Source organism: Micromonospora palomenae, from assembly GCF_007829925.1.
Lineage (GTDB): Bacteria > Actinomycetota > Actinomycetes > Mycobacteriales > Micromonosporaceae > Micromonospora > Micromonospora purpureochromogenes.
This window is the reverse complement of the sequence record NZ_VIXA01000001.1, coordinates 1603261-1624352: the sequence shown is the minus strand read 5'-3', so window position 1 is coordinate 1624352 and position 21092 is coordinate 1603261. Positions and strand designations below refer to the sequence as shown.

At 72.4% G+C, this 21092-nt stretch carries 21 protein-coding genes and 1 pseudogene; 10 read left to right on the top strand and 12 right to left on the bottom strand.

Features of this window, described 5'->3' with window-relative positions; all coding sequences use genetic code 11:
* Window positions 1-131 precede the first annotated feature (131 nt).
* From FHX75_RS07255 to rfbB, 6 genes are read right to left on the bottom strand one after another with little or no spacing between them, the layout of a single operon-like run.
* Window positions 132-1160 carry a glycosyltransferase family 2 protein gene (locus tag FHX75_RS07255; protein ID WP_154937321.1) on the bottom strand — a complete coding sequence of 343 codons (1029 nt, stop codon included), beginning with the start codon at window positions 1158-1160 and terminating at the stop codon, window positions 132-134.
* Window positions 1157-2467 carry a lipopolysaccharide biosynthesis protein gene (locus FHX75_RS07250; RefSeq protein WP_246157770.1) on the bottom strand — a complete coding sequence of 437 codons (1311 nt, stop codon included), beginning with the start codon at window positions 2465-2467 and terminating at the stop codon, window positions 1157-1159. Before FHX75_RS07250 ends, FHX75_RS07255 begins: the two co-directional genes overlap by 4 nt.
* Window positions 2464-3165, bottom strand: coding sequence for a glycosyltransferase family 2 protein (locus tag FHX75_RS07245; RefSeq protein ID WP_154937318.1), 702 nt, complete (start codon window positions 3163-3165; stop codon window positions 2464-2466). The genes FHX75_RS07250 and FHX75_RS07245 overlap by 4 nt, the downstream gene beginning before the upstream one ends.
* Complete coding sequence (locus FHX75_RS07240) at window positions 3158-3544, bottom strand: DUF2304 domain-containing protein (protein ID WP_154937316.1); 387 nt, start codon at window positions 3542-3544, stop codon at window positions 3158-3160. Before FHX75_RS07240 ends, FHX75_RS07245 begins: the two co-directional genes overlap by 8 nt.
* Window positions 3541-4428, bottom strand: a complete 888-nt coding sequence (gene rfbD, locus FHX75_RS07235) for a dTDP-4-dehydrorhamnose reductase (RefSeq protein ID WP_154937313.1) — start codon at window positions 4426-4428, stop codon at window positions 3541-3543. The genes FHX75_RS07240 and rfbD overlap by 4 nt, the downstream gene beginning before the upstream one ends.
* Window positions 4425-5426 (bottom strand): dTDP-glucose 4,6-dehydratase, encoded by a 1002-nt coding sequence (gene rfbB, locus FHX75_RS07230; protein WP_154937310.1) that lies wholly within the window; start codon window positions 5424-5426, stop codon window positions 4425-4427. The genes rfbD and rfbB overlap by 4 nt, the downstream gene beginning before the upstream one ends.
* 88 nt (window positions 5427-5514) lie before the next feature.
* Here rfbB and rfbA point away from each other — a divergent pair, with 88 nt between their 5' ends.
* The 4 genes from rfbA (at window position 5515) to FHX75_RS07210 (ending at window position 8706) form a co-directional block, all read left to right on the top strand.
* A complete protein-coding gene (rfbA, locus tag FHX75_RS07225) occupies window positions 5515-6405 on the top strand; it encodes a glucose-1-phosphate thymidylyltransferase RfbA (RefSeq protein ID WP_154937308.1) in 891 nt (296 codons plus the stop codon).
* Window positions 6402-7025, top strand: coding sequence for a dTDP-4-dehydrorhamnose 3,5-epimerase family protein (locus FHX75_RS07220; RefSeq protein WP_154937306.1), 624 nt, complete (start codon window positions 6402-6404; stop codon window positions 7023-7025). Before rfbA ends, FHX75_RS07220 begins: the two co-directional genes overlap by 4 nt.
* A 68-nt stretch (window positions 7026-7093) precedes the next feature.
* Complete coding sequence (gene pafA / locus FHX75_RS07215) at window positions 7094-8452, top strand: Pup--protein ligase (protein ID WP_154937304.1); 1359 nt, start codon at window positions 7094-7096, stop codon at window positions 8450-8452.
* Window positions 8453-8511: 59 nt separating this feature from the next.
* Window positions 8512-8706: a hypothetical protein gene (locus FHX75_RS07210; protein WP_154937302.1), complete on the top strand. Its 195-nt coding sequence runs from the start codon at window positions 8512-8514 to the stop codon at window positions 8704-8706.
* Between the two features lie 106 nt (window positions 8707-8812).
* Here the strand turns inward: FHX75_RS07210 and FHX75_RS07205 are convergent, their stop codons facing one another.
* Window positions 8813-9898, bottom strand: coding sequence for a DUF3866 family protein (locus FHX75_RS07205; protein WP_154937300.1), 1086 nt, complete (start codon window positions 9896-9898; stop codon window positions 8813-8815).
* 43 nt (window positions 9899-9941) lie between these two features.
* The gene (locus FHX75_RS07200; protein WP_154937298.1) at window positions 9942-10940 is read right to left on the bottom strand and encodes a cation diffusion facilitator family transporter; all 999 of its coding nucleotides are present in this window, start codon (window positions 10938-10940) and stop codon (window positions 9942-9944) included.
* Window positions 10941-11054: 114 nt separating this feature from the next.
* Between FHX75_RS07200 and FHX75_RS07195 the strand changes: the two genes are divergently transcribed.
* The 5 genes from FHX75_RS07195 to tatC all read left to right on the top strand — a co-directional run bounded on the left by FHX75_RS07195 (window position 11055) and on the right by tatC (window position 14831).
* Entirely contained in the window at window positions 11055-12053 is a 999-nt protein-coding gene (locus FHX75_RS07195; protein ID WP_154937296.1) for a helix-turn-helix transcriptional regulator, read from the top strand.
* Window positions 12050-13075: a helix-turn-helix transcriptional regulator gene (locus FHX75_RS07190; RefSeq protein ID WP_154937294.1), complete on the top strand. Its 1026-nt coding sequence runs from the start codon at window positions 12050-12052 to the stop codon at window positions 13073-13075. The genes FHX75_RS07195 and FHX75_RS07190 overlap by 4 nt, the downstream gene beginning before the upstream one ends.
* A 10-nt stretch (window positions 13076-13085) precedes the next feature.
* The gene (locus FHX75_RS07185; RefSeq protein WP_154937292.1) at window positions 13086-13334 is read left to right on the top strand and encodes a hypothetical protein; all 249 of its coding nucleotides are present in this window, start codon (window positions 13086-13088) and stop codon (window positions 13332-13334) included.
* 213 nt (window positions 13335-13547) lie between these two features.
* The gene (gene tatA, locus FHX75_RS07180) at window positions 13548-13859 is read left to right on the top strand and encodes a Sec-independent protein translocase subunit TatA (protein WP_088962283.1); all 312 of its coding nucleotides are present in this window, start codon (window positions 13548-13550) and stop codon (window positions 13857-13859) included.
* Between the two features lie 18 nt (window positions 13860-13877).
* Window positions 13878-14831 carry a twin-arginine translocase subunit TatC gene (tatC, locus tag FHX75_RS07175; protein WP_154937290.1) on the top strand — a complete coding sequence of 318 codons (954 nt, stop codon included), beginning with the start codon at window positions 13878-13880 and terminating at the stop codon, window positions 14829-14831.
* Window positions 14832-15006: 175 nt separating this feature from the next.
* On the opposite strand, the gene FHX75_RS07170 is transcribed toward tatC, so the two are convergent.
* The 4 genes and pseudogenes from FHX75_RS07170 to FHX75_RS07155 form a co-directional block, all read right to left on the bottom strand.
* Window positions 15007-15729, bottom strand: coding sequence for a C39 family peptidase (locus FHX75_RS07170; protein WP_154937288.1), 723 nt, complete (start codon window positions 15727-15729; stop codon window positions 15007-15009).
* Between the two features lie 548 nt (window positions 15730-16277).
* The gene (locus FHX75_RS07165; protein WP_154937286.1) at window positions 16278-17261 is read right to left on the bottom strand and encodes a hypothetical protein; all 984 of its coding nucleotides are present in this window, start codon (window positions 17259-17261) and stop codon (window positions 16278-16280) included.
* 220 nt (window positions 17262-17481) lie between these two features.
* Window positions 17482-17875: pseudogene (locus FHX75_RS32195) on the bottom strand (DUF6114 domain-containing protein); the annotation flags it as partial.
* 68 nt (window positions 17876-17943) lie between these two features.
* On the bottom strand, window positions 17944-18555 hold the full coding sequence (locus FHX75_RS07155) for a DUF6230 family protein (RefSeq protein ID WP_154937284.1): 612 nt from the start codon (window positions 18553-18555) through the stop codon (window positions 17944-17946).
* A 488-nt stretch (window positions 18556-19043) separates the two neighbouring features.
* Here FHX75_RS07155 and FHX75_RS07150 point away from each other — a divergent pair, with 488 nt between their 5' ends.
* The gene (locus FHX75_RS07150; RefSeq protein WP_154937282.1) at window positions 19044-20924 is read left to right on the top strand and encodes a gamma-glutamyltransferase family protein; all 1881 of its coding nucleotides are present in this window, start codon (window positions 19044-19046) and stop codon (window positions 20922-20924) included.
* The last annotated feature ends 168 nt before the right edge of the window (window positions 20925-21092 follow it).

The following is a 21092-nucleotide window of genomic DNA, read 5'->3' as shown; positions in this document are numbered from 1 at the left end:
TACGCCCCGACGGCTCGTCCCGGTCGGCCGACCGCGCCGGGACGCGCCTCAGGTCCGACGGGAGTGTCCGAGGCACGGATACGGCGACGGCCGCCCGGCGCCTGCCGGACGGCCGTTCACCGTCGAAACGGTCAGCGCTTGCGCAGCAGCGGCTTGGCCAGGGCCCAGTAGCCGGCGGCGATGGCGTTGAAGACACCCATGCCGGGGGGCGAGTCGACGTTCGACGGGGCGACCCGGGCGGTCATCAGCTCGGCGATGACCCCGTCGGGCACGGTCCGCTCGTCCTGGAGCTGCCGGCGGCGCGACTTCAGCCAGGCCCGGTTGGTCCAGAGCCAACCCCAGCCACGGAACTTCTGCTTGACCCAGCCGCCGGCGAGCGCGGCGGCGAGCATGGCCGCCTCGGTGAGCAGCAGGACCGGGGCGAGCACCACCAGCGTCCGGGTCTCGTACGCGGTGAGCAGCGTGACCAGCCGGTTGCGCTCGACCAGGTAGAGCTTGAGCGCGTTGCGGGAGAACTCGTAGTGGTGCCGGACGACGGCGTCCGGGACGTACTCCAGCCGGAGCCCGCGCTGCCAGAGGCGCAGGCTGAGCTCGGTGTCCTCGTGGTAGGCGAAGTACTCGGCGGCGAAGCCGTCCAGCTCCCGCCACAGCTCCCGGTTGATGACGAAGCAGCAGCCGCTGAGCGACGGCACGGTGGTGCGGACGGCGTGGGCGCTGGCCGGCTCGCCGTTGCCGCCGGCCCAGGACAGCCCGGTGAAGTGCAACGGGTTGCCGGAGGTGTTGATCAGCTCCGGGTTGTCGGCGAGGCGGATGGAGGCCATGGCGGCGCCCACGCCCGGCTCGCCGGCCACGGCGACGACCTTGGCCAGGGCGTCGGGGGCGACGATCGCGTCGCTGTTGACGAAGGCCAGCCACTCGCCGGTGGCCTCGGCGGCGCCGACCCGGCAGCCGCCGGAGTAGCCGGTGTTCTCCTCGGGGCGGATCACCCGGACGCCGGGGAAGCCCTTGACGACGTCGATGCCGTCGCCGGTGCAGCCGTTGTCGACCACGATCAGGTCGATGTCGACGTCGGTGCTGTCCAGCACGGCCCGGGCGGCGTCGACCAGGTACGGCTCGGCGCCGTAGGCCAGCATCACCGCGGTCACCTGCGGGCGGGTCATCGGATGCCTCCGGATACTCCGGTCGCCAGGGCGTCGTCGAGGGACCGGGTCGGGGTGGGGGTGGGGCGGGACTGGCGGCGCAGCAGCAGCGCCATGGCGGCGGCCACCACGACGGAGCCGACCGTGTAGGCCAGCTCGACGCGGAGCGCCACCGACGCCGGGGTGAGGGTCACGGCGACCAGGGCGGCCACGCCGACGGTCCAGGCGAGGGCCTGCGCGCGGTGCCGGTCGAGGGCGAGCAGCGCCTGGCCGAGGACCATCGCCCACAGGTAGGCCAGGGTGGCCACGGCCAGCCAGGCGAAGTCGCCGTGGCCGAGCACGTCGGCGGCGTCGAACAGGGTGCCCACCAGCCAGGGGCCGAGGGCGATCGCGCCGATCGCGCCGAGGACGCCGAGCGCGGTGACGATGCCCAGCGCCCGGCGCAGCAGGCTGTGGAAGGCGCGCAGGTCGCCGGTGGTGGCCGAGGTGGCCAGGCCGGGCAGCAGCGACGCCTGCAGGGAGGCGAAGACGAAGAGCGGGATGCGGACCAGCACCAGCGCGGAGAGCAGCGCTCCGGCGGTGGCGACGTCGGACGGGTCGAGCAGCCGTACGTTGATCACGCCGACGTTCACCACGACCTGGGAGAGCAGGCTGGAGACGGTGAGCAGGCCGAGGCCGCGCAGCAGCGCGCCCCAGGCGACCGGTACGCCGCCGCCGGCGGCACGCAGCACCGGCGGCAGGGTGAGCAGGACGCCGGCCAGCGGGGCGATCACCAGCACCAGCCCGTACCACAGGGGTGAGGTGACGCCGGTGAGCCCGAGCACGGCGACCATGGCGATCCGCAGTCCGCCGTCGACGCCGAGCTGGGTGCCGTACCAGGGGAAGAGTTGCAGGCCGGAGAGGACGCCGCGGGTGGTGTAGGCGACGGCCATGGCGACGAGCGCGCCGATCAGCACGGTGACCATGGCGGCGTCGCCGGCGAAGAGCCGGTCGGTGAGCGGCCCGTGCGCGGCGAGGATCACCACGACCAGCACGGCGAGCACCCCGGCGGCGAGGACGGCGCCCCGGGCCAGCACCGGACCGGGCGGCAGCCCCTGGCTGCGGCGGGCGGCCACGACCCGGGCGACCTCCTGCTCGACGGGCATGAACACGCCGATGCCGAGGGTGAAGACGATCGACCAGAGCACCGACAGGGAGGAGTAGTCGGCCTCGGTGAGGCTGTGCCCGGCCACCGCGAGGTGAACGTAGGAGGCCAGCCCGAGCAGGGCCAGCCCGGCACCCACGGCGAGGGTGCCGGGCGGGACGAGGTGGAGCAGCCGCCGGATCACCGGCGGATGAGCGCCAGCGTGAGTACCGCGAACGCGCGACCGAGGTAGATCATCGCCTTGGCGGGGGAGTGGCTGGGCGTGCCGGCCATCCGCTTGCGCATGGCCACCGGCACCTGCCGGATCTTGTAGCCGCGGCGGGCGGTGTGCACCAGCGTCTCGACGGTGTCGCCGAGGTACTCGGCCGGGTACCAGCCGGCGAACATCTCGATGACCCGCCGGTTGGCGGCGCGGAAGCCGGACGTGGTGTCGGTGAGCTTGGTCTTGGCGACCCTGGAGAGCACGGCGGAGAGCATGACCATGGCCCAGCGGCGGGGGCCGCGGACGGTGTAGTCGCCCTCGCCGGCGAACCGGGCGCCGATCACCAGGTCGGTGTCGTCGAGCAGGTCGACGAGCTTCGGCACGTAGCGCGGGTCGTGCTGGCCGTCGGCGTCGATCTGGATGGCGACGTCGTAGTCGTTGTCCCGGGCGTACCGGTAGCCGAGCCGCATGGCCCCGCCGACGCCGAGGTTGTACGGCAGCTTCGCGACCCGCGCGCCGGCGGCGGCGGCCACCGCGGCGGTGCGGTCGGTGGAGCCGTCGTCGACCACCAGCACGTCGACGCCGGGCAGCTCGCCGCGGACCTCGCCGACGACGTCGGCGATCGAGCCGGACTCGTTGAGCGCGGGGATGATGATCAGGACGCGCTTGCCGTTAACCATCGTGGGACACCAGTTCGTCTCGGGCTGATTCGGTGCGGGCCGCGCGGTCGGCGTCGACCTGGGCGCGGAGCAGGGCGAAGTCTTCGGCCAGGGTGCGGGTCTCCTCCTCCAGGGCGCTGACCTCCCAGCTGAGGTGCACGCACACCAGCAGCAGGAAGACGATGCCGAGGAAGAGCACGAGGCTGACGCCGGAGACCACCCCGAAGAAGCCGGCCACGTTGTCGAGCAGGCGGGGGAACAGCGACAGCGGAATGACGATCAGGAGTACGGCCAGCCAGAGCATGCCGTACTTCTCGCGGAGCTGCCGGCGGCGCAGCAGCTCGACGATGGTGACCAGCAGGAGCAGGCCGGTCAGACCGGTGACCAGGGTGAGCTTCATGCGACCTTCCACGGGGCGGGTGGAGTGGGGGAGTCGAAGGCGTCGGACAGCGTGTCACGCCAGTCCGGCAGCGGCGGAAGACCTGCGGCCGCCCAGCGGTCGTGCCCTAGCACACTGTACGCCGGTCGGGCGGCCGGACGCGGAAACCGGTCGCTCGTGGTGGGTCTCACCCGCTCCGGGTCGAGCCCGGCGAGGGTGAAGGTGGCGCGGGCCAGGCCGCACCAGGTGGTCCGGCCGGAGCAGGTGCCGTGGTAGACCCCGGCCGGGGCGCGGCCGGCCAGCGCCGCGTCGGCCAGCGCCACCAGCTGGGTGGCCAGCGCGTACGACCAGGTGGGCTGGCCCTGCTGGTCGTCGACCACGTCGAGCTGCTCGCGCTGCTCGGCGAGGCGGAGCATGGTGGCCACGAAGTTCGGCCCGTGCGCCCCGTAGAGCCACGCGGTACGGACGACGTAGCCGGTTTCCGGGAGAAATCGGGCCACGGCCCGCTCCCCGGCCAGCTTGCTGCGGCCGTACGCGTTGACCGGGTCGGTGGGCGCGTCCTCGGCGTACGGCTGCTCGGCGTCGCCGGGGAAGACGTAGTCGGTGGAGACGTGCAGCAGCCGCGCGCCGGTGGCGGCGCAGGCCCGCGCGAGGTGCGCGACCGCGTCGCCGTTGACCGCGGTGGCGGCCGCCTCGTCCCGCTCCGCGCCGTCGACGTCGGTCCACGCGGCGGTGTTGAACACCACGTCGTGGCCGGCGACGGCGGCGTGGACGGCCTCGGCGTCGGTGATGTCCAGCTCGGCGCGGGTGGCGGCGGTCACCTTCAGGTCCGGCCGGGTCGTCAGCACGGCCAGCAGGTCCCGGCCGAGCATCCCGCCCGCGCCGGTGACGAGCACTCGGCTCATGCGCCCTTGGTCGCCTTCAGCGGCTCCCACCAGGCCCGGTTGTCCCGGTACCACTGCACCGTCTCGGCCAGGCCGCGGTCGAGGTCGATGCTCGGGGCGTACCCCAGCTCGGCGCTGATCTTGCTGATGTCCAGCGAGTAGCGGCGGTCGTGGCCCTTGCGGTCGGCGACCGGGACCACCCGGTCCCAGCCGGCGCCGCACGCGTCGAGCAGCCGGCCGGTGAGCTCCTTGTTGCTCAGCTCGGTGCCGCCGCCGATGTTGTAGACCTCGCCGGCGCGGCCCTTCTGCTGCACCAGGGCGATGCCCCGGCAGTGGTCGTGCACGTGCAGCCAGTCGCGGACGTTGCCGCCGTCGCCGTAGAGCGGGACGGTGCCGCCGTCGAGCAGGTTGGTCACGAACAGCGGGATGACCTTCTCCGGGAACTGGTACGGCCCGTAGTTGTTGGAGCAGCGGGTGACCACCACGTCCATGCCGTGGGTGCGGTGGTAGGCCAGCGCGAGCAGGTCCGAGCCGGCCTTGGAGGCCGAGTACGGGGAGTTCGGGGCCAGCGGCCAGGTCTCCGTCCAGGAGCCCTCGTCGATCGAGCCGTACACCTCGTCGGTGGAGACGTGCACGAAGCGGCCGGTGCCGTGGCGCAGCGCGGCGTCCAGCAGCGTCTGCGTGCCCAGCACGTTGGTGGTGACGAACGGCGCGGCGCCGGCGATCGAGCGGTCGACGTGCGATTCGGCGGCGAAGTGCACGATCACGTCGTGATCGGCGACGACCTGGTCGACCAGGACCGGGTCGCAGATGTCGCCCTGCACGAAGCGCAGCCGGGCGTCCTCGCGGACCGGGGCGAGGTTGTTCAGGTTGCCCGAGTAGGTCAACTTGTCCAACACCGTCACCGCGGTGGGCTCGACGACGGGCACCCCGGCAGCGTCGCCGCCGGGCACGCCCAGCAGCATCCGTACGTACTCCGACCCGATGAATCCGGCTCCGCCGGTGACGAGAATCCTCACGGGTCCGGAAGTGTACGCGAATCCTGGCGGACCCCGGGGGACGGCGACCCGGGTGTCCGGTTGACGCCGGTACAGGTAGTCTCCCCGGGTGCGTGGAATCCTTCTCGCTGGTGGCACCGGATCCCGGCTCTGGCCGATCACCCGGGCGGTCTCCAAGCAGCTGATGCCGATCTTCGACAAGCCGATGGTCTACTACCCGCTGTCGACCCTGGTGATGTCCGGGGTGCGGGAGATCCTGGTGATCACGACGCCGGAGGACCAGTCCCAGTTCGAGCGGCTGCTCGGTGACGGCAGCCAGTGGGGCCTGCGGCTGGAGTACGTCACCCAGGCCCGCCCGGAGGGCATCGCGCAGGCGTTCGTGCTCGGCGCGGACTTCATCGGCGACGAGTCGGTGGCGCTGATCCTGGGCGACAACATCTTCCACGGCGTGGGCCTGGGCCGGCAGCTCGCCGCGCACGGCGACCCGGTCGGCGGGCGGGTGTTCGCGTACCCGGTGGCCAACCCGGAGGCGTACGGCGTGGTCGACTTCGACGACGAGGGCAAGGTGCTGTCGATCGAGGAGAAGCCGGAGAAGCCGAAGTCCCGGTACGCGGTGCCGGGCCTGTACTTCTACGACAACCGGGTGGTGGGCATCGCCCGCGACCTCAAGCCCAGCGCCCGGGGCGAGCTGGAGATCACCGCGGTCAACGAGGCGTACCGGGAGGCCGGGGAGCTGTCGGTGACCGTGCTGGACCGGGGCACCGCCTGGCTGGACACCGGCACCTTCGCCTCGATGATGCAGGCCGGCGAGTTCGTCCGGGTGATCGAGGAGCGCCAGGGCATGAAGATCGGCTGCGTCGAGGAGGTGGCCTGGCGGGCCGGCCTGATCGACGACGACCAGCTGCGCGCGCTGGCCGAGCCGCTGACCAAGAGCGGTTACGGCGACTACCTGCTCGGCCTGCTGGCGGAGAAGCACGGAGAGGTGGTTCCCCGCTCGTGAAGATCCGGCAGTTGGGTATCGAGGGGGCCTGGGAGATCAGCCCGCAGCAGCACGGCGACCCGCGCGGGCTGTTCATGGAGTGGTACCGCTTCGACCGCCTCGCCGAGGCGGTCGGGCATCCGCTGCGGCTGGCCCAGGCCAACCTGTCGGTCTCCGCGCGCGGCGTGGTGCGCGGGATCCACTTCGCCGACGTGCCGCCCGGCCAGGCCAAGTACGTCACCTGCGTGCGCGGCGCGGTGCTGGACGTGATCGTGGACCTGCGGGTCGGCTCGCCAACGTTCGGCCGGTGGGAGGGCGTCCGGCTCGACGACGTCGACCGGCGCGCGGTCTACCTCAGCGAGGGGCTGGGGCACGGCTTCTGCGCGCTGACCGACGACGCGACGCTGAGCTACCTCTGCTCGACCACCTACAACCCGACCGGTGAGCACGCGGTGCACCCGCTCGACGCCGACCTGGCCATCGAGTGGCCGGCCGAGGCCCCGCAGCTCTCCGCTCGGGACGCCGCCGCGCCCACGCTGGCGCAGGCCCGCGAGTCCGGCCTGCTGCCGCAGTACGAGGCCTGCCGGGCGTTCACGGCGAGTCTGCGGCCGGACGGAATGTCGTACTCGGACGGTATGTGATCGACCGGAGAGCACGACCTGTGCGGTGACAGTGACGAACGGGGCCTCCGGGCGGCTAATGTCACAGCATGGAGCGGCGAATCTTCGGCCTCGAGACCGAGTACGGCGTCACCTGTACCTACCGCGGGCAGCGTCGGCTGTCCCCTGACGAGGTCGCCCGGTACCTCTTCCGCCGCGTCGTGTCGTGGGGCCGGTCCAGCAACGTGTTCCTGCGCAACGGTGCCCGGCTCTACCTGGACGTCGGCTCGCACCCGGAGTACGCCACCCCGGAGTGCGACTCGGTGGTGGACCTGGTGGCCCACGACCGGGCCGGCGAGCGGATCCTGGAGGGTCTGCTCGTCGACGCCGAGAAGCGGCTGCACGACGAGGGCATCGCCGGTGAGATCTACCTGTTCAAGAACAACACCGACTCGGCCGGCAACTCGTACGGCTGCCACGAGAACTACCTGGTCTCCCGGCACGGGGAGTTCGGCCGGCTGGCTGACGTGCTCATCCCGTTCCTGGTCACCCGCCAGCTGATCTGCGGCGCCGGCAAGGTGCTGCAGACCCCGCGCGGGGCGGTGTACTGCCTGTCGCAGCGGGCGGAGCACATCTGGGAGGGCGTCTCCTCGGCGACCACCCGCAGCCGTCCGATCATCAACACCCGCGACGAGCCGCACGCGGACGCCGAGCGGTACCGCCGGCTGCACGTGATCGTCGGTGACTCGAACATGAACGAGGTCACCACGCTGCTCAAGGTGGGCAGCGCCGACATCGTGCTGCGGATGATCGAGGCCGGGGTGGTGATGCGCGACCTGACGCTGGAGAACCCGATCCGGGCGATCCGGGAGGTGTCGCACGACATCACGGGCCGGCGCAAGGTCCGGCTGGCCTCCGGCAAGGAGGTCAGCGCGCTGGAGATCCAGCAGGAATACCTGGCCAAGGCGACCGAGTTCGTCGAGCGCCGGGGCGGCGACCAGACCGCCAAGCGGGTGGTGGAGCTGTGGGGCCGGGTGCTCAGCGCGGTGGAGAGCGGCGACCTGGAACCGGTGGCCCGCGAGATCGACTGGGTGACCAAGCTGCGGCTGATCGAGCGCTACCAGCGCAAGCACGACCTGCCGCTGTCGCACCCCCGGGTGGCCCAGATGGACCTGGCCTACCACGACCTGCGGCGCGGCCGGGGTCTCTACGGGCTGCTGGAGCGGCGCGGGCAGGTCGACCGGGTGGCCACCGACCCGGAGATCTTCGAGGCGAAGGAGACCCCGCCGCAGACCACCCGGGCTCGGCTGCGCGGCGAGTTCATCCGGCACGCCCAGGAGAAGCGGCGCGACTTCACCGTCGACTGGGTGCACCTGAAGCTCAACGACCAGGCCCAGCGCACCGTGCTCTGCAAGGACCCGTTCCGGGCGTACGACGAGCGGGTGGAACGCCTCATCGCCAGCATGTGAGGACGTCGGCGGCCGGTGCCCGGCACCGGCCGCCGACGCACCGGTACGCTGGCGTCGCGATGAACACTTCCTCACCCTCCGACCGCGATCGCGGCACAGAGAAGCTGAACTGGGTCGAACGGCGCCGGGAGAAGATCCGCGCCGAGATCGAGCGCAACCGCCGCGGCGAGTACACCGTGCCGACCTGGGTGCTCGCGGTCGCGCTGATCGCCATCGTCGGTGGCTGGCTGGCACTGATCTTCCTCGTCGGCTGATTCCGCGCGGCGCGGTTCGCGGCGAGTCGGGGTGACCGCCGGCCAGGACACCGCGACACACCGCAAACGGTGGAACGGGCCGACGTGCCGCGCCGAGCCGGGGCGGTCAGGCCGCCAGGCGGGCCGCGTGCCGGCCCGCGGCGGCCGCCGCCAGGAAGTAGGCGTGGTCGGCGTCCAGGCCCCGGCCCATGGTGGACAGCGGCACCGGCAGGGCGCGCAGCGCCGCGTCCAGGCCGTCGGTCGGCACCCGGACCAGGGTGTGCCGCCCCGCGAGGGAGGCCAGCGCGGCGTCCACCTCCGCGGCCAGCGCCGGGTCCAGGCCGTCCGGCACGACGAGGTCCGCCGGAGCGAGGGCGACCCGGCCGTACGCGGTGAGGCTGTGGTGGGAGACGCCGCGGTGCCGGGGGCGCGGGTCGGCGTCGGAGATCCGCAGCGAGCCGACCGGCCGGCCGCCGAGGGTGGCGACGGCGTTGACCGCCTCGCCGACGGCGACCCCGGAGAAGCCCCAGGTGGTCCCGGTGCCCAGGTTGCCCGGGCCCTGGGCGACGATCGCCACGTCGGCGCGGAGCACATGCCGGGCGGCCAGCAGGCCGCTGTGCAGGGTGGTGGCCTCCAGATCGCCGCCGAACGCCTGCCCGACGCTGACCGTGCCCACCAGCTCGCCGCGCAGCCCGTCGAGGGTGCGGGAGAACCAGGCGGGCAGCGCGCCGCCGTCGGTGAGCAGGTACGCCACCCGGGCGTCGGGGGAGTCGGCGCGTACGCCGGCCAGGATCGCCGGCAGCGCCGAGTGCAGGTCGGCGGTGACCACGGGCAGCCCGTCCAGGCTCTTGGCCCGGGCCAGCAGCTCGTGGTGCTCCGACGCCTCTTCGTCCACCCCGAGCATGATCGCCTGCAACGGGGTGTAGCGGGCCTTGACCAGGTGGCCGGCGTCGCGGGTGTCGCCGGCCTGCGGCGGGTCCGGCGGGAGCCGGTCGGGCAGCGCCACGACCAGGGCGTAGCCGCCGGTGCCCAGCCCCATCAGCAGGGCGCCGGCGTTGAGCAGCACCCGGTCGCCGGGCACCGGGTCGCCGACCAGGGCGGGGTACGCCAGGGCGCGCAGGGCACCGCCGTCGGGCAGGTCGACGTCGAGTTCCACCGCGCCGGCCCACCGCCGTCGTACCGCCGTCACCGTGCCGGACCGCCATCGCACCATGCCGGGCACGCTATCCGCGCCCGGCGGCGGCGCCGCGCCCGGGTCAGGGCGGGCCGGGCCGCCGCTGGTCCTGCTCCTGGTCCTGGGTACGCCGGGCCCGCCGCCCGTCGGTGCCGGGCATCGAGCGGGTGGGGTCGAGGAAGACGAACCGGATCTCCGGGTAGCGGTCGGTGAGCCGGCGCTCGGCCTCGTCGGCGGCGGCCTCGATGTCGGCGCCGGTGGCCTGGTCGTGGAAGTCGACCTTGGCGGCGACCAGGATCTCCTCCGGGCCGAGCAGCATGGTCATCAGCGTGTCGACCCGGTCGACCGTCGGCAGGCCGGCCAGTTCCCGCTCGATCTCGCGGTGCAGCCGGTCCGGCACGGACCGGCCGACCAGCAGCGACAGGTTGCTCCAGGCCAGGACGGTCGCCACCACCAGCAGCAGCAGACCGATGCCGATCGAGGCGAGTCCGTCCCACAGCTCGTCGCCGGTGAGGTGGGACAGGCCCAGCCCGACGGCGGCGAGGAGCAGGCCGACGAGGGCGGCGCTGTCCTCCAGGAACACCGCCTTGACGGTGGTGTCGGCGGTCAGCCGCAGGAACCGGCGCGGGCTGGTCCGCCAGCGGCGGGACTCGTTGCGCACCTGGCGCACCGCCCGGGTCAGCGAGATCGACTCGATGACGAAGGACACCCCCAGCACGACGTAGGAGACGAGGTAGTCCCCGCTGTGCCGGTGCACCAGGATGGTGGTCACGCCGTGGGTGATGGCGAAGCCCGCCCCGGCGACGAAGGTGAACAGCGCGGCGAGCAGCGCCCAGACGTAGCTCTCCTTGCCGTACCCGAAGGGGTGCCGGGTGTCGGCGGGCCGCGCGCCCCGGCGCAGCGCCAGGTAGAGCAGCACCTCGGTGGTGGTGTCGGCGACCGAGTGGGCGGCCTCGGATAGCATCGCCGCGGAGCCGGAGATCAGGCCGGCGACCAGCTTGGCCACCGCGACGGCGAGGTTCGCCGCGCCCGCCACCACGACGGTGCCGACGCTTTCGGCCTTGACTTCGCCCTCCGACATGCGCCTCACCCTAGGGCGGTCGGGCCGCCGCCGTCCGGTGACCGGCGGCAGCGCGCCGCACGCCGCGCCCGCGCGGGTGCACGGCTGCGGCGCGCGGGCTGCTAGCGTTCACACGTGTCGCGGAGCCGTACCGAACGCCTGGTCAACCTGGTGATCTGTCTCCTGTCCACGCGACGGTTCCTGACCGCCGCGCAGATCGCCGCGACCGTGCCCGGTTACGAGCACGATCCGGACGACGCCAAGGAGCACGAGGCGTTCCAGCGCAAGTTCGAGCGGGACAAGGCCGAGCTGCGTGAGCTGGGCGTGCCGCTGGAGACCGGCACGGCCAGCGTCTTCGACGCCGAGCCCGGCTACCGGATCGCCCACCGGGAGTACGCGCTGCCGGAGATTCCTCTGGAGCCCGACGAGGCTGCCGCGGTGGGCATCGCCGCGCGGCTCTGGCAGCACGCCGGGCTGGCCGCCGCCGCCTCCTCCGGGCTGGCGAAGCTGCGCGCGGCCGGCGTCGACGTGGACCCGCAGGCCACCCTGGGCCTGGAGCCGATGGTCACGGTCGATCCGGCGTTCGCGCCGCTCACCGCCGCCGCGCGGGACCGGCGCGAGGTCGGCTTCGACTACCGGGTGCCCGACCGGGACGCGCCGACCCGCCGCCGGTTGCAGCCGTGGGGCGTGGTCTGCTGGCGCGGCCGCTGGTACGTCGTCGGCCACGACCTGGACCGGGACGCCACCCGCTGCTTCCGGCTCTCCCGGGTGGTGGGCGCGGTCCGGGTGACCGGCGAGCCGGGCGGATACCAGCCGCCCGCCGGGGTCGACCTGATCAGCCACGTGGCCCGCTGGTCCGGGCCGGTCGAGCGCACCGGCCGGGCCACCGTGCTGGCCGCCCCGGGTCGCGCCGCCGGCCTGCGGCGCTGGGCCGTGCAGACCCTGCCGGGTCCGGACGGCGACCGGCTGGTCCTGCCGTACGCCGACCCGGACTCCCTCGCCGGCCACCTCGTCGGGTACGGCCCGGACGTGCGGGTGCTGGAACCGCCGGAGGTGCGCGACGCGGTGATCCAGCGGCTCAAGGAGATCGCCGTCCGGCAGGACGACCTGGCCGTGGCCGGAGGCCCCCGGTGACCCGGCCGGCCGCCCGGGGCGGCTCCCGCACCTCCGCCGACCGGCTCGCCCGACTGCTCAACCTGGTGCCCTACCTGCTCGCCCGCCCCGGCATCGAGATCGCCGAGGCGGCCGGCGACCTGGGCGTCACCGAACGGCAGCTGCGCGAGGACCTGGAGCTGCTCTGGGTCTGCGGGCTGCCGGGCTACGGCCCGGGTGACCTGATCGACATGGCCTTCGACGGCGACCGGGTCACCATCACCTACGACGCCGGCATCGACCGGCCGCTGCGGTTGACCCCGGACGAGGCGCTGGCCCTGGTGGTGGCGCTGCGGATGCTCGCGGAGACACCCGGGGTGGCCAACCGGGAGGCCGTGGAACGGGCCCTGGCGAAGATCGAGAACGCGGCCGGCGACCTGGTCGGCGCGCCGGTGGCGGTGCGGCTGCCCGGGGACACCCGGCAGGTCGAGGCGCTGCGCTCGGCGGTCGAGGGCGGCCGGGCGCTGCGGATCACCTACTACACCGCGGCGCGGGACGAGACCAGCGAGCGCACCATCGACCCGCTGCGGATGCTGATGGTCGGCGGCCGGGCGTACGTGGAGGCGTGGTGCCGCCGGGCCGAGGCGGTCCGGCTGTTCCGGGCCGACCGGATCGACGCGGTCGCCGAGCTGGACGAGCCGGCGGTGGTGCCGCCGCAGGCGCGCCCGCACGACCTCACCGACGGGGTGTTCCGCCCCTCGCCGGACCTGCCGCTGATCACCCTGCGCATCGGTCGGGGCGAGCGGTGGATCACCGAGTACTACCCGTGCGAGCGGGTGGAGGCCGGCGACGGCGACCAGTGGCTGGTCTCGCTGCGGGTGACCGATCTGGGCTGGGCGCGCCGGTTCGTGCTCGGGCTGGGGCCGGACGTCACCGTGGTCGCCCCGGCCGAGCTGGCCGATCAGGTGCGGGCGCAGGCGCTCGCCGCGCTGGAGGCGTACGGGACGCCGGTGGGCGACAACGCGCCGTCGGCCGACCCGGCGGTGGGGGCCGTCACCCAGTAGGCTGACCGCCGTGGTGAAGTGGATCGTTCTCGCGGTGGTGCTGTTCGCACTCGTCGTGCTGGCCCTGGCGGTCCGGCCGGTGCTGGCGCGGCTGCCCCGGCTGCGTCGGGCGGCGGTGGCGCTGCAGCGACGCCAGGTCGACGCGGACGCGCTGCGCGAGGCCGCCGAGGCGCTCTCCGAGCGGGCCGAGACACTCCGACGGCAGGTCGAGACGACCCAGCAGCGGGTGGAGCTGATCAAGGCCAAGCGGGGTAAGTGATCGACCCCGGTCGGTGAATCGCGCGTCGACTGCGCGATCCGGGTTCCTTTCGCGCACGGATGGACGTCCTCAGGTGGTTGACGGGACACGCGAGGGTGGTCAAGACTTCACCGGCCGGACGCGTCACCAGCGGCCCGGCGGGTGGCAACGGCTCTCGACGCACGTACGATGGGCTGCGACACACCCTTCGACACAGAGCGACTGGAGCTTCCCATGGGTGCCCTCAAGCCGTGGCACATCGCCGTACTCGTGGTCGTGCTGATCCTGCTCTTCGGCGCGAAGCGGCTCCCCGACGCGGCCCGCTCGCTGGGCCGCTCGCTGCGGATCATCAAGGCGGAGACCAAGAGCCTGCAGGACGACGACCGCGACCTGGCCGAGAAGGCCGACGCGCAGGCCGGCTACCAGCCGCTGCCGCCGCACGCCGGTCAGCAGCCGTACGCGCAGCAGCAGTACGCCCCGCAGCAGGCCCCGCAGCAGCCGGTCGCCCCGCCGGTCGACCCGGTGCAGCGCGTCCGCGACAACTGACCGAAGGGCCCGAGCACCGTGGCCTTCGCGCTTCGCAAGCGCGGCCCGAGCGATTTCCAACGGGCCGCCGACGGCTCCATGACGCTCATGGAGCACATCCGTGAGCTGCGCAACCGTCTCTTCCGCGCCTCGCTGGCGATCCTGGTCGGCTTCGGCTTCGGCATCTGGCTGGCGACGCCGGTCCGGGAGCTGTTGTCCAAGCCCTACTGTGACCTGCCACAGGCGAAGGACCCCGAGACCGGGCTGTGCAAGTTCGTCCAGCTCGGTGTGGCCGACGTCTTCCTGCTGAACCTGAAGATCGGCCTCTGGGTCGGGCTGATCATCGCGGCACCGGTCTGGCTCTATCAGCTCTGGGCGTTCATCGCGCCGGGCCTGCACCGCAACGAGCGGCGGTACGCGTACGTCTTCACCGCGCTCGCCGCGCCGCTCTTCGCGGCCGGGGCGGTGCTGGCGTTCTTCGTCACCACCAAGGGCCTGGAGTTCCTGCTCGACGTGTCGGGTGACGACATCTCCACGACGCTGGAGGTCACCCGGTACATCTCGTTCGTCACCAACCTGATCCTGCTGTTCGGGGTGGCGTTCGAGTTCCCGTTGATCGTGCTGATGCTCAACTTCGTCGGCCTGGCCAGCGCGCGGAAGCTGCTGAGCTGGTGGCGGGTGGCGGTCTTCGTGTTCTTCGCCTTCTCGGCGGTGGTCACGCCGACCCCCGACCCGTTCGGCATGACCGCGCTGGCGATCTGCCTCTGCGCGCTCTACTTCGCCGCGGTCGGGGTGGCCTTCATCAACGACAAGCGGCGGGGTCGGGGCAAGGAGGTCTACTCCGACCTCAGCGACGACGAGGTGTCGCCGCTGGAGCTGGACCCCGAGCCGGTCGAGGCGTCCGCGCGGGTGGACTTCTCCGGGCCGGTCGGCGCGCCCGCGCCGGTCGCCGCGCCCGCCCCGATCGACCGCCGTTTCGACGACATGACCTGACGGGGTCCACGCCCCGGGCTGTCCACGACGCCGCCTCCGCCTGCCGGGGGCGGCGTCGCCGTGTCATCCCCGCCGAACGACGAGAGCCGGCGGGAGGTCAGGGAACGACGGGTCGGGACAGGCATGGGCCGGGCCCCCGTTCGGGACCCGGCCGGCGGGAACGTCCTGATCGGGACTAGCTCGAGTAGCCGCGCGCGGCGATCCAGTCGGCGAGCTTGTCGTCGGTCATCCAGTAGGTCTTCGTCGGGTCGTACGGGTCGGCGACCTTCATGGTGTCACCGCCGTCGCGGTATCCGACGATGGTCAGATAGTGTCCGCCCTCGTACGAGTAGCGGTTGCCCTCGGTGTCGACCGAGGTGCCCATGATGTTGGCTACCACGCCCCGGTTGGCGTCGACCGCCTCCACCACGTCGGTACGCAGCTTGGCCTCCTGCTGCGGGTCGGCCTCGGCGCCCTGGATCTCGGTGGTCTCGTAGCCGCCGGCGGTCATCTCGTTCAGCACCCGGGTGGTGGCGTCGACCGAGTCGGTGCCGGCCTGCGTGGTGCCCAGCTTGTCGGCGACCTCACGCTGGCTCACCACCTTGCCCTGCGTGGACAGGGCGATCCGGGTCGCGGCCGGCGCGCAGTAGTACTCGTTCGGCTGTCGCTGATAGTCGTAGTTGAGCACTCGCTGACCGTCCTCCGGCGGAGGAGCCGGCGGAGGAGCCTGCGCAGGAGCCGGCGGAGGCGCCGGCGGCGGCGGAGGCTGGTCGGCGGAGGCGGGCACGCTCTGCACCTGGGCTGGATGCGACGGGGTCATCGGATCGGCGGACGCCTGGGCAGCGATCGCCGAACCAGTGAAGGCGCCGCTGGCCAGCACGGCAACGGACAGCACGCTCTTACGGAACAGCGGATTCATCGTGATGCTCCCCTCGACTGGTCTTACCGGCCTTCGCCCGGCGCTTACCCGGGCCCGGTCCGCGAAAACGCGCGACACTACCCGAGTAGCGGGGGTTCCGGCCGGCTTTGCCCAATCACGCGCGGAAATCCCGCAGGAGGAGTAGAAGGGGCTCGGGGCGCGCGCAGGTTGGTGCACAAGATGGCGGTGGGACCGAGTGCGACGGGAGGGATGTCGGCGCCGGTCATTCCACGCGGGCCGGCGCCCCTGCTGATGAGTCCTTGGCGGCCATGCACCGGTGCGAGGATTGTCCTGTCCGCGAGGCTTGATGGGCGGCACGTTGTTGGCCGGTGCAGGTGGTCATCGACCCGGGGCGTCGCACTGACGTCCGGTGGCGGGGGATAGGGCCGTCCGGCCGCCTCGTGTGGCCCCGAACGGCCTGCCGTCGCAGTCAGGATGCGTACGTGCGCCACGGTGCCGGCAGGGTGTCTCTGGTCCCGACGGCGCCCGGGTCGAGGACCGGCATCGCAGCTCTCCCGAGAGTCTAGCCCTGAGCAACCTGTGAATCGTCAGTTCACGCTGAGCTTCAGCGCCGGCCGGGCGATGAGCGAGCCGCCCTCCAGGAAGGCCAGGTCGACAGCCACACCGCTGAACGTGACCGGGCCCGGCGGGGTGGTGGCGACCCCCGGGGGGAGCGGCAGGTCCGGGCTCAGCGTGATCGTCACGCCGAGGAATCGTCCGACGAATCGGGTGGCGTAGACGGCGACCTCGCCACTGAGCGTCAGCTGATCGGTGGCCACCCGCACGGTGCGCCCGGCCGGGTCGGGCGCGCGCAGCCGGGCGTCGTCGGTCGTCACCCGATCCATGCTGAACTTCAAGGCCCGTAGCTTGCCGCCCGCGGTGGGTAGCTCGACGATTCCCTCGATCCGCAGCCCCGTCATGGTCATGGTGGAGCCGGTCAGGTGGACCGGGCTCCGTGCCACCAGCGGCTGGCCGGGCTCCGCGGGGATCCGCGGCAAGGTTCGCCCGGCCCCGGGAGCGGCCGGGATCGGCTCGGGGCGGGCGCAGTCGAGAGCCAGGACGATCGGCCCGGAGCTGGTGGCCAGCAGGGTCGCGGGCGATGGCGGGCCGGGTGCGACCGCACGCTCCCGCTGCGCCCTGGCACCCTCCTCGTCGTCCTGGCCCCCGTGCAACGGCCCAAGGCCGCCCAGGGCGAGGACGTTCCGGTTCGCCCTGGCGTACCCGCTCGGGCTGATCGAGGACGAACCGGTCGGTGCGTCCGGCGCCGGTTCGGTCGGGCAGGTGGGTCCGTCCCGAGCCGGGGCCGGTACGGCCGACGCCCGCGCCGGGCCGGGCGCGGCGAGCGTCACGGTGGCGGAGATCCCGAGCAGCCCCAGCAGCGCCGCGAAGAACCGTAGGCCGCGCTGTGGGGACCCCGAATGCTCGGGCTTCGTCCGCTCGGCCGGCCAGAGCCTCGGGGCCGTGGCGGACTCCTGATACGCGCCGGGTGACGGCCGGGTGAGGTGCAGCCCCAGGCTGTCCCGGCCGGACATCAGTTCGTCGACGAGGGCCGGCTGCCCGTGCTGGGGGCAGCGTCGGGGGCCGTCAGGTCAGCTCCCGCCTCGGCCGTTCGCTGGTCCCGCCCCGTCGAGTCCTCCGGCGTCCCGGGCCGCGCCGTCCGGTCGCCCGTGGCCTCGTCGGGCCCGCTCGCGTCGTCGGCCGCCTCGTCCCGTACCCCTGCCTCGCCGGCCGGCTCGCTGGCCGGCGCGGCGCTCGGCGGGGGGTCCGGCGTCCAGGCGAAACCGAGGGCGCTGCCGACCAGGCCGAGCAGCAGGCCGACGAAGAAGCCGCCGAGGTTCACCCCGATCAGCGAGAAGAGCGCGGTCACGGCGGCGACCACGGCGTAGAGGACCCGGTGTGGCGGCTTGAACCACATCAGCAGCCCACAGGTCACCAGGATGGTGGGGATCAGCCAGGACAGGAAGCCGGTCGGCCCCGTCTGGAGAGTGAGGCCGGCGAGCGACATCTGGGTGGTGCCGAAGATCTGCACACCGGCCAGCGCGGTGAACAGGCCGCCCCAGAATGGTCGGGTCCGCCGCCAGCGGCGGAAGCCGCGAAGGTCGCGGAGCCGCTCCGGTCGGGCGTTCCGCGGTTCGCCGTTGTCCACCCATGCCTCCTGCCGAGTGAGGGGTCGAGCGCAGCCCCCGCCACACGGAGAGCGGGGCGGTGGTCAGCTCAGAAGCACTCCTTGGCGGCTGCGCCCGTCTTGACCTTCAGCTTCAATCCGGTGAGGTTGAACGTCCCGGCCTGGGTGGAGCGGGCCACCTGGCGGAGGTTCGTGATCGTGACGGTGTCGGCCTGCTGGCCGAACGTCCCCCGGGGACCCTTCGCGTTGGCGGGACCGCCCTCGAGGGTCGACGCGTCCCGGTTGATCTGGATGTTCGTGAACCGGGCGTCACCCTCGAGCTCTTCGGCCTCGATCAGCAGGTCGGTGGCGGTGGCCGGCCGGCCACCGCCGCCGGCGTTGATGGTGATCACGACGGGCGCGCCGGGCACCCTCACCGACTGGCAGAGGTCGAAGAGCTCTGCCCTGCGGATACCGGTGGTCGCCACCGGGTGCCTCGTCCCGTCGACCTCCGTGGCGACGCCGCCGTACTGCACGAAGCCCTCACCGCGCAGCTCCGAGGCGGAGACCTTGAACGTCTGCCCAGAGACGGCGAACGAGGCCGCCATGGCGCCGTTGGCCATGCCGAGCACGATCGCGCCGGCGACCGCGGTCGCCGGGATCGCCAGGGCGGCGAAGCGCCGCCAACGGGTACGTCCCGGGATGTCGGACCTCTCCTGCACGGTTCCTCCTCAGGGTGGATGTCGTGCCGGTGGTCGGACGAGCGCCAACGAGGGCTCGTGGCCAGCTGGGCGATGACGGAGGCCAAGATGGGCCCGCCCCCTGCGCGTACGCCAGCAGGCACCGCCACCCCGACGCTAACACGCTGTAGACAGCCGGGTGCGGATTCGTCACCTAGCGTCAGGCGCTCTGGGTGGGCTCGGCGTAGCCGCGTTCGTTCGCCGCACGGCCCGGTGCCACCTTTGACACCCTCGTCCCAGCGGCCACGACTTCTCGCGATGCCCTGCGGGGTCACCCGAACGAGACCCATGATGCCGGTGTCGGCCGCCTCTCCACGTCGGTGCGTCGACGACTGTGCCCGCGTGCAACCGAATGTGCCAGCCCAACGGCGGGAGCCGTCCCTTCGGAACGGACAGCAGGGCGAAGGCCTCACGCGATCCGAGCAGATTCGTGTCCCGAGGCCGCGGCATCAATCCCGGGAGGTTGTTGTATGTACGCACGGAAGCGGCGCTTCTACCTGTCCGCGCTGGTGCTGACGCTCGTCTTTCCGGCCCTGTCGTCAGCGGTCACCGGAGCGAACACGGCTGCGGCGCGTGCCGACTCGTGCGCGAATCCCACCACCGGCCGGGAAGCCGACGCCGTGGGTCGGAAGTTCATGGTGGCGGCCGCCAATCCCTTCGCGGTCCAGGCCGGCTGCAAAATCATCGCCAAGGGTGGCACGGCCGCGGATGCGGCGGTGGCCGTGCAGGCGGTCCTGGCCGTCGTGGAGCCGCACGCCTCCGGGCTGACCGGCGGCACGCTCATCAACTACTGGGACCCCGACAAACACACGGTGCGGTATTTCGACGGCATGTCCCGAGCGCCGAAGAACGTGCCGCAGAACGTGATGACTCCCACCGACCAGGAGCGCAAGGCGCTCGGCGTCGACCGCTACCCGTACGCGGCGTCGGCGACGGCCCGGGCGTTCGCCGTCCCGGGCACGCTGCGGGTGCTCTCGGACGTCCACGAGGAGTACGGGGACCTCCCCTGGGACGAGCTCTTCGACGACGCCATCAACCTGGCCGCGAACGGCTTTCCCATGCCGGAAGCCCTGAGCAGCGGGCTCGACGAGCGCTTCAACGGGCGCAAGCGCTGCAACTACCCCGATCTGCGCCCCCGATACTGCAACGGCGACAAGGCCAAGAAGCCGGGTACGACGATTCGCAACCCGGAGATCGCGCAGGTGTTGCGGGAGGTTCGGGACGGCGGGGCGGATGCCTTCTACGACCCGAAGGGCAAGATCGCCCCGGCGATCGTGCAGCACGCGGCGCAGGGGCCGATCAAGCTCAAGGGAAACACCGCCGGCCCGGTCGTGATTCCGAGCCTCATGACCGCCGAGGACTTCGCCGAATACGCCCCCATCGAACGCAAACCGTTGTGCCGGAAGGTGTTCGGGGTGCTGGTGTGCACGTCGGCGCCGCCCGCGTTCGGGGGAGTGACCGTACTGGAGATGCTGGGCCTGCTCGCCCGCGGCAAGGTGGGCGAGAGTGAGCCGGACTCGGCCGACCGGATGCACCTGTTCGTCGAGGCCAGCCGTATGGCGAACTTCGATCGCCGCGCGTACATCGGGGACCCGGCCTACCACAAGGTGCCGGCGGCCGGCCTGCTGGACAACAAGTATCTGGACCAGCGCTTCTCCCTCTACTCTCCGGACCGCGCGATCGATCCGATCAAACCGGGAGAGCCGCCGGAGCGAATCCCGCCCGGCCCCACCGGGGACGTCCCGAGCACGATCGATGTCGGCGACCCGACCAGCAACGTCAGCATCGTGGACAGCGAGGGCGACGCCGTGTCCATGACGACCACCATCAACACCCACTTCGGAGCGCACCTCGAGGCGCGGGGGATGATCCTCAACAACGCGATGAACAACTTCACCGACACGTCGTCGGTTTCCCCCGGCAAGCCGGTCAACGTCATGCAGTCGCAGAAGCGCCCCACGGCGTCGATGGCGCCGACCATCGTCCTCGACGAACAGGGACGGAAGCTGAAGCTGGTGGTGGGAGCCGCCGGCGGCTCGCACATCCCGGACTACGTGACCCAGGCACTGGTGGGTGTGATCGTCGACGGCATGGGGCCAGCCGAGGCGCTTGACCAGGGGCATTTCAGCGGGCAGGACATCACGCGCAAGTGCGGGGGGTCGGTCGGAGCGCCTTCCGAACTCGAAGCGGGCCGGAAGATCAGCGCGATCATGGCCGAACTCGTGGTCCGGGAGCACCCGTGTCCCCGGCTCATCGCACTGGACAGCGGTGCCACCGCGATCGCCGTACGTGGCGACGAGCTTCTCGGGGCGGCGGACAAGCGCCGGGACGGCAGCGCGATCGGGCGCTGACGTACCGGTTCACCTCCGCGGTGTGAGGCGGCCTCACCCCGCCGGCCGCCACGCTGGTGCCACCGCTCGACGCGGCGGCGACGCGGATTCGACGCCCGCCGAGTTCATCCCGGTCGGGTGAAGTCTCCTCACCCTGCCGAGTTCGATGATCGACATGACGCGCAAGTT

Excerpts from the sequence above, each read along its gene's own strand:
- FHX75_RS07165 (WP_154937286.1), bottom strand. The coding sequence starts at position 17,261 with ATGTCCGGCCGGGACAGCCTGGGGCTGCACCTCACCCGGCCGTCACCC.
- FHX75_RS07170 (WP_154937288.1), bottom strand. The coding sequence starts at position 15,729 with ATGAATCCGCTGTTCCGTAAGAGCGTGCTGTCCGTTGCCGTGCTGGCC.
- pafA (WP_154937304.1), top strand. The coding sequence starts at position 7,094 with ATGGAGCGGCGAATCTTCGGCCTCGAGACCGAGTACGGCGTCACCTGT.
- FHX75_RS07210 (WP_154937302.1), top strand. The coding sequence starts at position 8,512 with ATGAACACTTCCTCACCCTCCGACCGCGATCGCGGCACAGAGAAGCTG.
- FHX75_RS07150 (WP_154937282.1), top strand. The coding sequence starts at position 19,044 with ATGTACGCACGGAAGCGGCGCTTCTACCTGTCCGCGCTGGTGCTGACG.
- FHX75_RS07205 (WP_154937300.1), bottom strand. The coding sequence starts at position 9,898 with ATGGTGCGATGGCGGTCCGGCACGGTGACGGCGGTACGACGGCGGTGG.
- FHX75_RS07255 (WP_154937321.1), bottom strand. The coding sequence starts at position 1,160 with ATGACCCGCCCGCAGGTGACCGCGGTGATGCTGGCCTACGGCGCCGAG.
- rfbD (WP_154937313.1), bottom strand. The coding sequence starts at position 4,428 with ATGAGCCGAGTGCTCGTCACCGGCGCGGGCGGGATGCTCGGCCGGGAC.
- FHX75_RS07240 (WP_154937316.1), bottom strand. The coding sequence starts at position 3,544 with ATGAAGCTCACCCTGGTCACCGGTCTGACCGGCCTGCTCCTGCTGGTC.
- FHX75_RS07245 (WP_154937318.1), bottom strand. The coding sequence starts at position 3,165 with ATGGTTAACGGCAAGCGCGTCCTGATCATCATCCCCGCGCTCAACGAG.
- tatA (WP_088962283.1), top strand. The coding sequence starts at position 13,548 with ATGGGTGCCCTCAAGCCGTGGCACATCGCCGTACTCGTGGTCGTGCTG.
- FHX75_RS07200 (WP_154937298.1), bottom strand. The coding sequence starts at position 10,940 with ATGTCGGAGGGCGAAGTCAAGGCCGAAAGCGTCGGCACCGTCGTGGTG.